Genomic DNA, 15,096 nt, shown 5'->3' on the forward strand with positions numbered 1-15,096 from the left:
ACCACATGAAACTCCCCGCCCTGATCGGTGTCGCCGCCGCGATCTCCGTGCTGATCACCGGCTGCGCCGACGATCCCGACGCGGACACCAAAACGCAGACCGCGGGCTCGGTCACCTTCGATCTGTCCGCCGCCCAGCCGGGACGGGTGCACGCGCAGCGGGTGGATGCGATCGCCGCCGAAGTGCCGCAGGCGATCCGGGATCGCGGAACGCTCAACATCACCGGTTCGTCCGGCACCGCGCCGCCGCTGCGTTTCTACGCCACCGACGACAAGACCGTCATCGGCTCCGAGGTCGATTTCGCCGTACTGATCGCCGACATCCTCGGCCTGAAACCGCAACCGCAGGTGGCCGATTGGACGCAGAACTTCGTCGGCATCGATTCCGGCGCATCGGATGCGTTCATCTCCAACGTCACGGTGACCGAGGAACGCAAGGAGAAGTACGACTTCGCCACCTATCGCAAGGACACCGTCGCGCTGGAGGTGCCCAAGCAGAGCACACTCGACTACAAGGACCGCAAGAGCCTGGCGGGCAGGCGAATCGGCGTCGGCACCGGGACGAATCAGGAGGAGCTGCTGGTCAAATGGAACCAGCAGAACGTCGCGGAAGGTCTGCCGCCGATCGATATCGCCTACTACAAGCAGACCAGCGACTACTACCTGGCGCTGGCCTCGCAGCGGATCGACGGATACATCGGCCCGAATCCGGCCGCGATCTATCACTCGACGGTTTCCAAGGAAACCAAGGTGCTGGCCACCTTTTCCGGTGCGGGCGATGCGATGCAGGGCGAAATCGCGGTGCTCACCAAGAAGGACAACGGACTGATCGGCCCGATCCACAAGGCCATCGATTACGCCATCCAGCAGGGTCTCTACCAGAAGGTCATCGACCGGTGGGGATTGCAGAGCGAAGCGCTGCCCGCGTCCAGGATCAACCCGCCCGGCCTACCCAAGAAACAGTGATGACTCAACAACTTTCGAGAGACGACCTGCGGGTGCACACGGTGCCGCAGGACGATCCGCTCGCCGCGCCGCTGCTGGCCGAACTCGCCGTGGAGTACAGCAGCCGCTACGGGCGCAGTGCGGGCGAGCAGTATGCGGCGCTGGTGGAGCACCCCATCGAGGCGTTCGCACCGCCGCACGGCGCACTGCTGGTGGTCACCCATGACGGCACGGCTGTCGCGGGCGGCGCCTTCCAGCGCTACGACGCGGAAACCGCCGAGCTGAAACGGATCTGGACCGCGCGCGAACGACGCAGGCAGGGACTCGGGCGCTTCGTGCTCGAGCGGCTGGAGGCCGAGATCGCGCGGCGCGGCTATCGGCGGATCTACCTGACCACCGGGCCGCGCCAGCCGGAGGCCGTCGCGCTGTATCGCGCCGCGGGTTACACCCCGCTGTACGACCCGTCCGTTCCTGCCGAGGAAATCGGCCCGCACCCGTTCGAAAAGCTGTTATCCATAAGGGCCCTCGCATGAAGTTCCTGCTGTTCACCCTCGTCACCCGGGTACCCGATCCGGTGACCGGCGAGTTGCCCGGTACCACGGAAAAGCTCCGCGCCGTCATCGAACAGGCAAGGCTGGCAGAAGAATTCGGCTACGACGGATTCGCCGTCGGTGAGCGGCACGAGGATCCGTTCCTCTCCGCCGCGCCGCCGGTGATCCTGTCCCATATCGCCGCGGTGACCTCGCGGATCACCCTGTTCACCGCGGTCACCACGCTGAGCCTGCTGGATCCGGTGCGCGCCTTCGAGGATTACTCGACGCTGGACAACCTCGCGGGCGGGCGGCTCGAGCTCATCATCGGCAAGGGCAACGGCGCGGCCCAGGCCCAGCTGTACCACGTCACCACCGAGGACCAGTGGGACCGCAATCGCGAAGGCTACGAACTGTTCCGGCGGCTGTGGGACAGCGCCGAGGTGACCTGGTCGGGGCGGTTCCGGCCGGAATTGCGGCGCGCCAAGGCATTACCGCGGCCGCTGCAACCGAAGATCCGGATCTGGCACGGCAGCGCCACCAGCCGGGATTCGGTGGAACTGGCCGCGCGGCACGGTGATCCGCTGTTCTCGGCGAACGTCACCAATCCGATCGAGCCGTACGCCGAGCTGGTGCGCCACTACCGGGAGCGGTGGGAACACTACGGGCACGACCCCGCCGACGCACTGGTCGGCGCGGGCACCGCCGGCTTCCACGTGGCCCGCACCTCGCAGGAGGCGCTCGCCGTCTACCGCCCGATCTTCGAGTCGAAACTGGCGCTGGCGCGCGCACACGGGCTGCCGATCGTCTTCGAGACGCTGGACGACTTCGTCACGCACAGTTCGGCACTCGTCGGCAGTCCGGAACAGGTGATCGACAAGGTCGGCCGCTACCACGATCGGTTCGGCCACGAGGTGATCCACCTGTCCGCCGAGCGCGACGGCCGCACCGAGGATCGCTACCGGAGCAGCCTCGAACTGTTCCAGGCCGAGGTGGCGCCGGAGCTGCGTCGCCGCATCCCCAGCAGGCCGCTGGCGGGCGCCGAATTGGCCGGAGCCGTCTCATGATCCGTGCGCGTCACCGAATCATCGCTCTCGCAGGCGCTTTCGTCACCTCGGCGACGGTGGCCGGGTGCGGCGGCAGTCCGGCCGCGCCCGGAGCCGACGCGGGGCCGCCCAAACCCGGCGGCACCCTGCGCTATGGGCTGTCACAGGCGCCGACCTGCTCGGATCCCGCGCAGAGCGGCACCAACCAAACCATCTATGTGACAAGGCAAATCGTCGATTCGCTGACCGATCAGGATCCGAAGACCGGCGAGCTGAAGCCATGGCTGGCCCGCAGCTGGGAGGTCGGGCCGTCGGCCCAAACCTTCACCTTCCATCTCGCCGACGGCGTCACCTTCAGCGACGGCACGCCGCTCACCGCGGATTCGGTGAAGAACACTTTCGATTCGATCATCCGGCTCGGCGGGGCGAAGGCGGCGCTCGCCGCCAGCTACCTCACGAACTACGCGGGCACAACGGTGGTCGACCGGCTGACCGCGCAGGTGTCCTTCAGCAAGCCGAATGCCCAGTTCCTCCAGGCGAGTTCGACCCCGCAGCTGGGCATCCTGGCCGACGCGACCACCGCGAAACCGGCCGAACAGCGCTGCCTCGGCGACAATATCGGCAGCGGACCGTTCACCTATGCCGGATATCGCCAGGACGCCTCGGTGACCCTGGCCAAGCGCGCCGGATACCACTGGGGGTCGGCGGTTTTCGCGCATCAGGGTGAGGCGTATCTGGACCGGATCGAATTCACCGTGGTGCCCGAGTCGGGGGTGCGCACCGGCAGCCTCGCCTCCGGACAGCTGGACGCGATCAGCGACGCGCTGCCGCAGGACGCCCCGCAGCTGGAGGCCGCGGGTGGCCGTCTGCTGACCACCGCCAATCCCGGTGTGCCGTTCGGCTTCCAGACCAACGTCACCCGCGGGCCGCTGCGCGATCCGGCGGTGCGACAGGCACTGCTTTCGGCGATCGATCGCAAACAGCTGGTGGATACCGTGCTCGGTCCCCAATTCAAACCGGCGACAAGTTCTTTGGCCAGTACCACGCCCGGATACCAGGATCTGTCCGCCGTCCTCGCCTACGATCCGGCCGCGACCCGCCGGATACTCGACGGCGCGGGCTGGCTGCCCGGCGGTGACGGCATTCGCGCGAAAAACGGTGTGCGCCTGTCATTCTCGGTGCTGTTCAGTCAGGTGTTCGCGGGCAATCAGGCGATTATCGAGCTGGTGCAGCAGCAGCTGCGGCAGGTGGGTATCGAGCTGAAGCTGGATCTCGTTTCCGCGCCGGAGAGCATCGCCCGAGAGAACAGACAGGACTTCGACTCCGCCTACTACAACTCGACAAGAGCCGACGGCGACATCCTGCGCACCACCTTCGGCTTGGACCGCAATCTCAATGCGCGCGAGCGCATTCCGGCGCTGGACGACGCGCTGGACGAACAGCTCGGCGCAGTGGATCCGGCCGCACGCACCGACCGGATCCACACCGCCCAGCGACAGATCCTCGACAACGGGCTCTGGATCCCGACCGTCGAACTGTCGCAGGCCATCGGCGCGGGCCCGAACGCGCGGGACGTCAAGTTCGAGGCCTCGGCGCGGCTGCAGTTCTTCGACACCTGGCTGAGCGGGCGCTGACCATGGTGCAATATGTGACACTGCGTGTCTCGCAGGCGATCTGGGTGCTGTGGGCGGCGTTCACCGTCTCGTTCGCCGTCCTCTACCTGCTGCCGTCGGATCCGATCTCCATCGCCGCGCAGGGCGGCGGGGCGGGCACCCCGGTGGATAAGGCCGCGATCGCCGAACTGCAGGCCCGCTACGGTCTGGACCGCCCGCTCTGGGAGCAGTACACGAGCGCGCTCGGCCACGCGCTGCGCGGCGATCTCGGGCACTCCATCACCACCGGGCAGCCGGTATCCGCCGCCATCGGCGAGGCGCTCCCGTCGACCCTCGAATTGACCGGGCTGGCATTGCTTTTCGCGATCGTCGGCGGTGTCGCACTGGCGCTGTTCGCCGACCGGATCCGGTGGCCGTTGCCGCGCGAAGCGCTGAAGGCGCTGCCATCCCTCGGTGTCGCGGTGCCGACCTTCTGGACCGGACTGCTGCTACTGCAGGTGTTCTCGTTCCGGCTGCGGCTCGCGCCCGCATTCGGCGGACACGGTCTCGCCGCGACCGTACTGCCCGCGATCACGCTCGCCATCCCGATCGGCGCGGTGATCGCACAGGTGCTCACCGCCGGGCTGGAAACCACGTGGCGGCAACCGTTCACCGAAGTGGCGCTGGCCAAGGGCGGATCGCGACGATGGGTGCAGCGCAGGCATGTGCTGCGTCCGGCCGGCGTGCCCGCGCTCACCATCGCGGGCGTGCTGGTCGGCAATGTGCTCGCGGGATCCGTTGTGGTGGAGACGGTTTTCGCCAGGTACGGCGTCGGGCGGCTCACCCAGACCGCCGTGCTCGCCCAGGACATTCCGGTGGTGCAGGGCATCGTGCTGCTCACCGCGGCGGTGTTCGTCACGGTGAATCTCGTGGTGGACCTGGCCTACCCGCTGCTGGATCCGCGCATCGGCGGCCGGTTCCGCAGGGCCGCGGGCACATTCCCGGCGGCGACCGAGGAGGTGCGCTCGCATGGTTGACGTGCTCGACGAGCGGCCGCGCATCGCACTGCCGAGCCTGCGTCGACCGGCGCTGGGCCGGAAGCCGTTGCGCGCCAAGGTAGGTCCCGCCCTGGCAGGGGCGGTGGCTCTGCTCGCGGTCGGCTGGGCGCTGTTCCCTTCGTTCTTCGCCGGGGGCGACCCGCTGGTCGGCGTGCCGCGGGAGAAGTTCCAGGCGCCCAGCGCGCGGCACTGGTTCGGCACGGACAATCTCGGGCGCGATCTCTACACACGCATGGTGCACGGAGCGGGGCTTTCGCTCACCGCGACGCTCACCGCTGTCGGCCTCGCGCTGGTGGCCGGGTCGTTCCTGGGGTTGCTGTCCGGCGCGATCGGCGGCGTCGTCGATTCCGTCATCATGCGGTTCGTCGACGTGCTGCTGTCCATTCCGCAGCTGCTGCTGTCGCTGGCGCTGGTGACAGCGCTCGGCTTCGGTACCGGGAAAGTCGCTCTCGCCGTTGGCATTTCACTGATCGCCAATTTCGCGCGGGTGATGCGATCGGAGGTGTTGCGGGTGCGCCAGGCGCCGTTCGTCGAGGCCGCGCACGCGTCGGGAGTGCGCTGGTACGCGGTGCTTTTCCGGCATGTGCTGCCGAACTCGTATCAGCCCGTACTCGCCTTGGCCGCCGTCGAATTCGGCATGGCGGTGCTCTCGGTATCGGCACTGAGCTTCCTCGGCTACGGCGCCAAACCGCCGACGCCCGAATGGGGGTCGCTGATCTCGGATGGCCGGAACTACCTGGCGACAGCATGGTGGCTGACCGCACTGCCCGGCCTGGTGATCGTCGCGGTCGTGCTGGCCGCCCAGCGCCTGGGCCGCGCAGCGGGAAGGAGCGGGCCGTCATGAGCGAACTCGCGATCGAAGCAGCGGCCATCGAGCCGCTCGCAGGCGACGCATCCGCCGTGAGCGGGCCTGCGAGTACATCGGCCGCACAGCACCACAGCGGATCTCGGACCGACGCGCCCGACCCTGCGCTGCTGCGGATCGAGCGACTCGAGGTCCGCTATCACACCGACCGAGGTCCGGTGCCCGCGCTCACCGGCGTATCCATGACGCTGGCGCGCGGTGAGATCGTCGCGCTGATCGGCGAATCCGGTTCCGGCAAGTCGACACTCGCCCAGTCGGTGCTCGGCCTGCTCGGGTCTAATGCCGAAATCCACGGCGGCACAATCACCTTCGACGGCACGGTGGTCGACACCGGATCCGAGCGCGCCATGCGCGAACTGCGCGGCGCCCGCATCGGATTCGTGCCGCAGGATCCTGGACTGTCACTGAATCCCGTTCGGCGCGTCGGCGATCAGGTGGCGGAGGCGCTGCTGGTGCACCGGCGCGCGGACAAGCGAACGGCTCGGCTGCGCGCGCTCGAACTGCTCGCCGACGCCGGACTGGACCGGCCGGAGCTGCGGGCCGCGCAGTATCCGCACGAGCTGTCGGGCGGGCAGCGCCAGCGCGCGCTCATCGCGGCCGCCCTCGCCTGCTCGCCCGATCTGGTGATCGCCGACGAACCCACCAGCGCACTCGACGCCACCGTCGCCCGCCGCGTACTGGACCGGCTCACCGAGCAGACCGGCACCCGCGGCGCGGCGGTCCTGCTCATCACGCACGATCTGGCCGTCGCCGCCGAGCGGGCCGACCGGCTGATCGTCCTGAACAAGGGTGAGATCGTCGAATCCGGGCCGACCGCACAGGTTCTCGCCGAACCTCGGCATCCGTACACCAGGCGGCTGCTCGCGGCCTCGCCCGGGCTCGCGCCCGGCGGGTATCGCCCGGCGCGCGACCGCTCGGCCGCACCCCTGCTCACTCTTCGGGACGTGCACAAGCGTTACCACGCGAGAGCGGTTACCGCGGTGGACGGCATCGGCCTCGAGCTGGATCGCGGCGAAACCTTGGCGCTGGTGGGCGAGTCCGGGTCCGGTAAATCGACGACGGCGCGAATCGCGTTGCGGCTCACCGACCCCGACGCGGGCAGCGTCGGCTTCGACGGCCGGGATCTGACCCGGCTGCGCGGCGCGCGGCTGCGTCAACTGCGCCGCCGGTTCCAGGTGGTGCAGCAGAATCCCTACGCCGCACTGGATCCGCGCTGGCGGGTCGAGACGATCATCGCCGAGCCGCTGCGCGCCTACCGGGTGGGCGATCGGACGGCTCGGCGGGCGCGCGTGCGCGACTTGCTCGAACAGGTTGCGTTGCCAAGCGAATTCGCGGCGCGGCGACCTGCGGAACTGTCCGGCGGGCAACGTCAGCGCGTCGCCATCGCGCGGGCGCTCGCGCTGCGGCCGGACCTGCTGGTGCTCGACGAACCGGTCTCCGCCCTCGACGCCTCGGTCCAGGCGCAGATCCTCGACCTGCTCGACCGGCTACAGCGCGAACTGGCGCTGAGCTACCTGTTCATCTCGCACGATCTGGCGGTGGTGCGCCGGATCAGCGACCGTGTCGCGGTCATGCGGCACGGCCGGATCGTCGAATCCGGGCGCACGGCCGACATTTTCGACCGGCCCGGCCACCCGTACACGCGGGAACTGCTCGCGGCCGTCCCCGTCGTCGCGAAAGGACCTTCCTGATGCCGAATTCACTGCTCGCCCGCATCCGGAACCGTTGGCGTTCGGCTCGATCCGGACGTGCGGACGCCTCCGGCCTGGCGCTGTGGCAGCGCGCGGCGCTGTTCGCACCCGATCTCGCCGGGTCCGCCGACCCCGCCGCGCTGCGACAGCTCGTCTGGGGTCATCCCGGCGAGGCCGAACTCCCTTGGAAAGGACGCTACTGATGGCAGATTCCGATCTATTCCTGGCGGTGGAGCTCGCCGGGACCGGCGGCCATCCGGCATCCTGGCGCCGCGCCGATTCGCGCGCCGAGGATCTGTTCACCGGCGGCTACTGGGTCGCCGCGGTCACCGCCGCCGAAAACGCGGGCGTCGACGCGGTTTTCCTGCCCGATTCGTTCGGGTTGCAGCCCGGCGGGTCCGACGTCGCCAAGGGCAGGCTCGACGCGGTGGCGATCGCGGCGCGAGTCGCGGCCGCCACCGACCACATCGGGCTGCTGCCACAGGCGCCGGTGACGCACACCGAGCCGTTCCATCTCGCCAAGGCCATCCAGAGCCTGGATTTCGCGACGCTGGGCCGGGCGGGGTGGGAGGTCACCGTCTCGGCGGGTGCGGAGCAGGCGAAGGCCTTCGGCCGCAAGGGCGTTCAGGACGAGCCCGCACTGTGGCACGAGGCCGACGAGGCGATCGAGGTGGTCACCCGGCTCTGGGACAGCTGGGAGGACGACGCGGAGATCCGCGAGCTGTCCACCGGCCGTTTCATCGACCGGGACCGGCTGCACTACATCGACTTCGCCGGAGACAACTTCTCGGTGAAGGGTCCGTCCATCACCCCGCGCTCCCCGCAGGGGCAGTCGATCGTCGCGATCCGCGCCGAGGGACCGCACAGCACCGGGGTCGCGGTGCACCGGGCGGATCTGATCCGCATCGCCGCAACGGATCTCGACGACGCCCGCACCTGGCGCGCGGCGCTGCGCACGGCGCTGTCGGCCGCGGGCCGCGACCCCGACACCGTCCAAGTGCTACTCGACCTCGACGTCCACCTCGCCGAAACGGCCGGACAGGCGCGGGCCGAGGTCGCCGAACTCGACCGGTGGACGGCCGAGCCCGTCCCGAATACCTTGCGGCACATAGGAACCCCCGCCGAGCTCGGCGAGTTGCTCGCGGCCGTACCGGTCGACGGCGTGACGCTGCGCCCGCTCGCACTCGCCGCCGCGCTGCACCATCTGCCCGCGCTGGCCCGGAAACCCTTGTCCGCCAATACCCTGCGTACCCGGCTCGGCCTACCCCGACCGGTCAGCCGCTACGCGACCAGCCAGCGAGGAGCTCTGTCGTGACCGCGAAACCGCGTAAAACCGTGCACCTGGCCGCCCATTTCCCCGGCGTGAACAACACCACCGTGTGGAGCGATCCGGAATCCGGCAGCCAGATCGATTTCGAATCCTTCGTACATCTGGCCCGCACCGCCGAACGCGGACTGTTCGACTTCTTCTTCCTGGCCGAGGGATTGCGCCTGCGCGAACATCGCGGCCGCATCCACGATCTCGACGTGGTCGGCAGGCCGGACACCTTCACCGTGCTGAACGCGCTGGCCGGGGTCACCGACAAGCTCGGTCTCGCGGGCACCATCAACAGCACCTTCAACGAACCATTCGAGGTGGCAAAGCAATTCGCCTCGCTCGATCACCTGTCCGGCGGGCGCGCCGCGTGGAATGTCGTCACCTCGTCCGACGCGTTCACCGGGGAGAACTTCCGCCGCGGCGGCTATCTCGCGCACGACCAGCGCTACCGCCGGGCCGCCGAAATCGTGGATGCCGCGCGCACGCTGTGGGACAGTTGGCCCACCGACGCGCTCGTCGTCGACCGCGAGCGCGGCGTCTTCGCCCGGGAGATACCCGAAACCCGTTACCACAGTTCGCAATTCGATATCGCCGGACGCTTCGTGCTGCCGCCGAGCCCGCAGGGACATCCGGTGCTGCTGCAGGCGGGCGATTCCGATGACGGCCGCGAATTCGGCGCCGCCACCGCCGATGCCATCTTCACCGGCCACGGCACCCTCGAGGCCGGCCAGCGCTTCTACGCCGATATGAAGGGCCGCCTCGCCAAATACGGCCGCCGCGCCGACGATTTGAAGATCCTGCCCGCCGCCACCTTCGTCCTCGGCGACACCGCCGAGGAGGCGCAGGAGCGGGCGCGGCACATCCGGTTGCAGCAGGTGGGTCCGCAGACCGCGCTCGCCTTCCTCGAACAGGTCTGGGGGCGTGACCTTTCCGGCTACGACCCGGACGGCCCGCTGCCCGAGCTGGAGCCCGAGGACAATGTGAACATCACCAGGGGCCGGGTCCGGCACGCCAAGGATCCGCGCGCGGTCGCCGAGGCGTGGCGGGCCAAGGCGGCGGCCGAAAACCTGTCCATCCGTGAGCTGATCATCGAGGTCACCGCGCGCCAGCAGTTCATCGGCACCCCGGCCCAGGTGGCCGCGCAGATCGACGACTACGTCCAGTCCGACGCCAGCGACGGTTTCATCCTGGTGCCGCACCTCACCCCGGGCGGGCTGGACGAATTCGTCGACCGCGTCGTCCCGGAACTGCAGGAGCGCGGCAGCTTCCGCACCGAATACACCGGCAGCACGCTGCGCGACCACCTCGGCCTACCGCATCCCCACCACCGCGAATCCGTCCACGAAGGAGCACGAGCGTCATGACCGCAAGCACCACAACACTTTTCGAGACCGAGTGGGCGAATTGGCATCATGCGCGCGAGGATCAGCTGCGCGACCCGCTCGGCTTCCTGAGCCTCACCGGATTGCATTGGCTCACCGATCGACCGGAACAGCTGCCCGATGTGCCGGGCACCTGGTGGGTCACCGATGACAAGGTGTTCATCACCGCCCGCCCCGCCGACCGGCTGGAGTACGACGGCGTCGGCATCGCGGGCGTGCGCATCATCCAGCCCGCCGAGGGCGCGCCGGGACTCAGTGTGCTGCACGAGAATCGGGTGCTGGAGGTGATCCGCCGCACCGGCCGCCACGCGGTGCGGGTGCACGATCCGGCCGCGCCCGGCCTGCTCACCTTCGACGGTATTCCGGCGTACGCGCCGGACCCGCGCTGGGTGATCCGCGGGCGCTTCGAACCGTTCGCCGAGGCGCATACGGTGACCACCGGCGCCGTCGTCGACGGGTTGGAACATCACCACATCGCCTCGGGCACCGTCGTTTTCACGGTCGGTGGGACCAGCGAGCGGGTGCTCGCCTTCGGTCCCGTCGACGATCTGCGGCTGCTGTTCACCGATGCGACGAGCGGGGTCACCACCTATCCCGCGGCGCGGTCGCTGGCGATCGGCGCGCCGGAGGCGGACGGCACCGTACTGCTCGACTTCAACCGGGCCGCCAATCTGCCCTGCGCCTTCACCGATTTCGCGACCTGCCCGCTGGCGCCCCCGGAGAACCGGCTGCGGGTCGCGATCGAGGCGGGCGAGCGGAATCCGCGGGGGCCGCAGGCATGACCGTTCCGCTATCCATCCTCGATCTGTCGCCGATCAGCGCGGGATCCACCGCGCGAGAGGCGATTCGCAACACCATCGATCTGGCGCGGCACGCCGAGCAGTGGGGTTACCGCCGCTATTGGCTGGCCGAACATCATTTCGTCGCGGTGGCCAGTTCGTCATCGATCACGCTGATCGGTCTGGTCGCGGCGGCCACCTCGCGGATCCGGGTCGGTTCGGCCGCGGTGCAGGTCGGCCATCACACCTCCGCGTCCATCGTCGAGGCGTTCGGCACCATCGATGCGTTGTATCCGGGGCGACTCGATCTCGGCCTCGGCCGGTCGGGGCACCGGCGCACCCAGTTCGGCGCGGAGGGCGGCCGTCCGAAAGCCGCTCGGCCCGTTGCGGATACCGGGCGCACCAGGGTCCGGGACGGTGTCGTGGTGCCGCCGCCATTCGATCCGGCGCGTATCACGGACCGATCCAAATTCATCGCCTCGCTGGAGGCCCTGCAGCAGCCGGGCGCGCAATCGCTCGATTTCGCCGAGCAACTCGACGAGGTGCGCGCCCTGCTCGACGGCAGTTACGTCGCGACGAATGACATTGCGCTGCATGCGGTTCCGGGTGAGGGCGCACAGGTCGAACTGTGGCTGTTCGGCAGTTCGGCGGGCGAGAGCGCCGAACTCGCCGGGCGTCTCGGGCTGCCGTTCGCCGCGGCGTATCACGTATCGCCGGGCACCGCGCTCGACGCGGTGGACGCCTACCGCGCCGCCTTCCAGCCCTCCGCGCGACTGGATCGTCCGTATGTCGTGGTATCAGCGGATGTGGTTGTAGCGCAGGACGATTCGACCGCGCGGCACCTCGCCTCCAGCTACGGCCACTGGGTGCACAGCATCCGCACCGGCGCGGGCGCATCGGAATACCTCGACCCCGATACGGCCGCACCGCTCACCCCGGAACAGCTGCGACTAGTCGACGACCGCCTGGCCACCCAGTTCGTCGGCTCCCCCACCACCGTCGTCGAGCGCCTAGCCGCACTCCAGCGAGTCACCGCCGCAGACGAACTCCTGGTCACCAGCGTCACCCACCGCCACGCGGACCGCCTGGAATCCCACCGCCTCCTCGCCGACGCCTGGGGCCTGCGCGCCGCCCGCGCCGCATAACCCGAACTCCCGCAAACCAATCAGCTTCCCGCGTTCGCAATCGCAAGCGCGGGAAGCTGATACCAATGCGGGAACCGAAAGCCTATGCGGGAACGCCAGTGCCGAGACCACAACACCCGCGACGGTTTCGGCCACCTCAACGCACCGCCGGGCGAAACTTCGAAAACGATTGCGCTCCAAAAGTCCCGTCAGGCGCTGAGTGGGGCGGCGGTGACTCCGTAGCCGAGGTTGGTCAGCACCTCGCTGGTCGCCTTGGCGAAGTTCAATGTGATGAAGTGCAGGCAGGGTGCGCCCTCGGCGATCAGGCGCTGACCCATTTCGGTCGCGATCTCGATGCCGACCTCGCGCACCGCGGCCTGATTCGCCTCCGGATCGTCGCCCGCCGCGCGGTGTAGCCGCTCCATCACGGCCGCGGGCAGCGGTCGCCCGCACAGCTCCTCGGCGCGCGATACGGTGCGCAGCGAGGTGATCGGCATCAGCTCCGGAATGATCGGCTTGGCGCCCTCCACCGGATCGAATGCGGCGATCCGGTCGCGCAGCCGCAGATAGTGGTCCACCTCGAAGAACATCTGGGTGATCGAATACTCCGCACCCGCGCGGAGTTTCGCGGCCAGGTACCTGGTGTCGTGATCCAGGTCCGGCGAACGGTGATGGCCCTGGGGGAACGAGGCGACACCGACATGGAAGTCGCCGAGATCGCGCACGATCCGCACCAGTTCCTCGGCGTAGGCGACACCCTCCGGATGTTTGCGCCACTCGCCGAGCGGATCGCCGGGCGGATCGCCGCGCAGCACCAGCACGTTGCGGATGCCGCAGTCGGCGTAACCGCCCACCAGCGAACGCAACTCCGCGACGCTGTGCCCGACCGCGGTGAGATGCGCCACCGGTAGCAGGGTGGTCTCCTGCGCGAGCTCACCGGTGACCCGGACGGTGCGGTCGCTGGTGGACCCGCCCGCGCCGTATGTCATCGAGACGAACGCCGGATGCATGCGTTCGAACTGGCGCACCGCGCGCCACAGCCGCGCCTCGCCCGCCGCGTCGCGCGGCGGGTTGAATTCCACCGAGAACGGCACGGACCGGCTCGCATGGGTGCGCAGGCTCTGCACCACCGAGGGCGTGTGGGAGACGTTCGGCCGCGCCGTGGACGGCAGGCCTGGGGTCGCACGTCCCCGCACGTTGTCGAATGTCACCAAACCAGTGTAGTGGGAACAGGTCGGCGCACCGTCGAGCCGTCCGCGTGGTACGCGTATCCTTCGAGCGGGCAGTCTTTCGCCCTACCCAAAACATCCGCACCTTTGGAACGTCGCGCGCCGCCGACAGCCATACGATCATGGAGGCTCCCCTGTCCGCCGGACCCGAAACACCGACTCGGATCCCTACGACCGGCCCCGCAGCCCCGGGGCCGATTCCGGGCACCCCGGAATTCGTGGCCGCCGTCGAGGACGCGCTCACCGCCTTCTTCAGCACCAGGCGCGAGCTCGTGCGCGAGCTCGGCCCGGTGTTCGAGGAAGCGGCCGCCGAACTCGAGATGTTCGTGCTGCGCGGCGGCAAGCGCACCCGGCCCGCCTTCGCCTGGACAGGCTGGCTCGGTGCGGGCGGCGATCCGGCGAGTCCGCAGGCGCAGTCGGTGCTCACCGCCTGTGCCGCACTGGAACTGGTGCAGGCGTGTGCGCTGATCCACGACGACATCATCGATTCCTCGCGCACCCGTCGCGGATTCCCCACCGTGCACGTCGATTTCGAGCGGCGGCACCGGGAACGCCGGCTCACCGGCACCGCGGCGCACTACGGCACCAGCGTCGGCATCCTGGTCGGCGATCTGGCGCTGGCCTGGGCCGACGATATGCTGCACACCGCCGGGCTGGATCCGGCGGCGCTCGGCCGGTTCGCCCGGGTGTGGGCGGCGATGCGCACCGAGGTGCTGGGCGGGCAGCTGCTCGACATATTCGGCGAGGCGGGCGGCGACGAATCGGTCGAGGCCGCACTGCGCATCAACCGCTACAAAACCGCCGCGTACACCGTCGAACGCCCGCTGCACCTCGGTGCCGCGATCGCCGACGCGAACGCGGATTTGATCGCCGCCTACCGCACCTTCGGCACCGATATCGGCATCGCGTTCCAGCTACGCGATGACCTGCTCGGCGTCTTCGGGGATCCGGAGGTCACCGGAAAACCGTCAGGTGACGATCTGCGCGAGGGCAAGCGCACCGTTCTGCTCGCGGAAGCGCTGCGCCGCGCCGACGCGCGCGATCCGGCCGCGGCGACGCTGCTGCGGACCAGTATCGGCACCGATTTGAATCAGGAGCAGGTCGAGCGCCTGCGCGCGGTGCTCGTCGACCTCGGCGCGGTCGACGAGGTGGAGCTGCGCATTTCCGAACTCACCGAAAAAGGTTTGGCCGCAATGGAAGCCAGCTCGGCTACCCCGGCCGCCAAGGAACGATTGCGAGCCATGGCACTGGCCGCGACAAGGAGGGCCGCATGAGGGCCGTTGTAGGACCGAGCGACCGGGTGGTCGTAGTCGGAGCATGTCCGCCCGCGGAGGACGAGCAGAACGCGGGCCAGATGGCGGCGTTCGAGCGCCGGGTGGTGATCGGCGGCGCCTTCCCGACGCGCCGCGCGATCGGTATGCCCAAGCGGCGCAGGCGAACCGCGGCATCGGTGTTCGACAGCCTGGTGTACGCGCAGGCGCCGGCGCAGGATTCCGCCGAATAAATCAATTCCTTCACACCGCAGCATGATTCGGAGT

General features: G+C 69.1%; 15 protein-coding genes. 14 read left to right on the forward strand and 1 reads right to left on the reverse strand.

Going from position 1 to position 15,096, the window contains the following annotated elements:
• The first annotated feature begins 5 nt into the window (after positions 1–5).
• Genes LGY53_RS22315 through LGY53_RS22370 form a run of 12 tightly spaced genes read left to right on the forward strand, consistent with a single transcriptional unit; the run spans position 6 to position 12,350 of the window.
• Positions 6–965 (forward strand): transporter substrate-binding domain-containing protein, encoded by a 960-nt coding sequence (locus LGY53_RS22315; RefSeq protein ID WP_225728642.1) that lies wholly within the window; start codon positions 6–8, stop codon positions 963–965.
• Positions 965–1,477: a GNAT family N-acetyltransferase gene (locus LGY53_RS22320; RefSeq protein WP_225728643.1), complete on the forward strand. Its 513-nt coding sequence runs from the start codon at positions 965–967 to the stop codon at positions 1,475–1,477. Before LGY53_RS22315 ends, LGY53_RS22320 begins: the two co-directional genes overlap by 1 nt.
• Positions 1,474–2,541 (forward strand): LLM class flavin-dependent oxidoreductase, encoded by a 1,068-nt coding sequence (locus tag LGY53_RS22325; protein ID WP_225728644.1) that lies wholly within the window; start codon positions 1,474–1,476, stop codon positions 2,539–2,541. The genes LGY53_RS22320 and LGY53_RS22325 overlap by 4 nt, the downstream gene beginning before the upstream one ends.
• Positions 2,538–4,154, forward strand: coding sequence for an ABC transporter substrate-binding protein (locus tag LGY53_RS22330; protein ID WP_225728645.1), 1,617 nt, complete (start codon positions 2,538–2,540; stop codon positions 4,152–4,154). Before LGY53_RS22325 ends, LGY53_RS22330 begins: the two co-directional genes overlap by 4 nt.
• Before the next feature lie 2 nt (positions 4,155–4,156).
• Complete coding sequence (locus LGY53_RS22335; protein ID WP_225728646.1) at positions 4,157–5,149, forward strand: ABC transporter permease; 993 nt, start codon at positions 4,157–4,159, stop codon at positions 5,147–5,149.
• On the forward strand, positions 5,142–6,014 hold the full coding sequence (locus LGY53_RS22340) for an ABC transporter permease (protein ID WP_225728647.1): 873 nt from the start codon (positions 5,142–5,144) through the stop codon (positions 6,012–6,014). Before LGY53_RS22335 ends, LGY53_RS22340 begins: the two co-directional genes overlap by 8 nt.
• On the forward strand, positions 6,011–7,726 hold the full coding sequence (locus LGY53_RS22345) for an ABC transporter ATP-binding protein (RefSeq protein ID WP_225728648.1): 1,716 nt from the start codon (positions 6,011–6,013) through the stop codon (positions 7,724–7,726). The genes LGY53_RS22340 and LGY53_RS22345 overlap by 4 nt, the downstream gene beginning before the upstream one ends.
• Positions 7,726–7,929: a hypothetical protein gene (locus LGY53_RS22350; protein ID WP_225728649.1), complete on the forward strand. Its 204-nt coding sequence runs from the start codon at positions 7,726–7,728 to the stop codon at positions 7,927–7,929. The genes LGY53_RS22345 and LGY53_RS22350 overlap by 1 nt, the downstream gene beginning before the upstream one ends.
• Positions 7,929–9,041: an LLM class flavin-dependent oxidoreductase gene (locus tag LGY53_RS22355; RefSeq protein WP_225728650.1), complete on the forward strand. Its 1,113-nt coding sequence runs from the start codon at positions 7,929–7,931 to the stop codon at positions 9,039–9,041. Before LGY53_RS22350 ends, LGY53_RS22355 begins: the two co-directional genes overlap by 1 nt.
• Positions 9,038–10,408: an NtaA/DmoA family FMN-dependent monooxygenase gene (locus LGY53_RS22360; protein WP_225728651.1), complete on the forward strand. Its 1,371-nt coding sequence runs from the start codon at positions 9,038–9,040 to the stop codon at positions 10,406–10,408. Before LGY53_RS22355 ends, LGY53_RS22360 begins: the two co-directional genes overlap by 4 nt.
• Positions 10,405–11,208, forward strand: coding sequence for a DUF1684 domain-containing protein (locus LGY53_RS22365; protein ID WP_225728652.1), 804 nt, complete (start codon positions 10,405–10,407; stop codon positions 11,206–11,208). Before LGY53_RS22360 ends, LGY53_RS22365 begins: the two co-directional genes overlap by 4 nt.
• Complete coding sequence (locus LGY53_RS22370) at positions 11,205–12,350, forward strand: LLM class flavin-dependent oxidoreductase (RefSeq protein WP_225728653.1); 1,146 nt, start codon at positions 11,205–11,207, stop codon at positions 12,348–12,350. The genes LGY53_RS22365 and LGY53_RS22370 overlap by 4 nt, the downstream gene beginning before the upstream one ends.
• 188 nt (positions 12,351–12,538) lie before the next feature.
• Here the strand turns inward: LGY53_RS22370 and LGY53_RS22375 are convergent, their stop codons facing one another.
• Entirely contained in the window at positions 12,539–13,540 is a 1,002-nt protein-coding gene (locus LGY53_RS22375; protein WP_374111218.1) for a methylenetetrahydrofolate reductase, read from the reverse strand.
• A 140-nt stretch (positions 13,541–13,680) separates the two neighbouring features.
• Between LGY53_RS22375 and LGY53_RS22380 the strand changes: the two genes are divergently transcribed.
• Both LGY53_RS22380 and LGY53_RS22385 read left to right on the forward strand, forming a co-directional pair.
• The gene (locus LGY53_RS22380; RefSeq protein WP_225728654.1) at positions 13,681–14,832 is read left to right on the forward strand and encodes a polyprenyl synthetase family protein; all 1,152 of its coding nucleotides are present in this window, start codon (positions 13,681–13,683) and stop codon (positions 14,830–14,832) included.
• Positions 14,829–15,062, forward strand: a complete 234-nt coding sequence (locus tag LGY53_RS22385) for a hypothetical protein (protein ID WP_225728655.1) — start codon at positions 14,829–14,831, stop codon at positions 15,060–15,062. The genes LGY53_RS22380 and LGY53_RS22385 overlap by 4 nt, the downstream gene beginning before the upstream one ends.
• The last annotated feature ends 34 nt before the right edge of the window (positions 15,063–15,096 follow it).

It is taken from the genome of Nocardia sp. JCM 34519.1, from assembly GCF_020361265.1.
Classification (GTDB): Bacteria; Actinomycetota; Actinomycetes; order Mycobacteriales; family Mycobacteriaceae; genus Nocardia; species Nocardia arthritidis_A.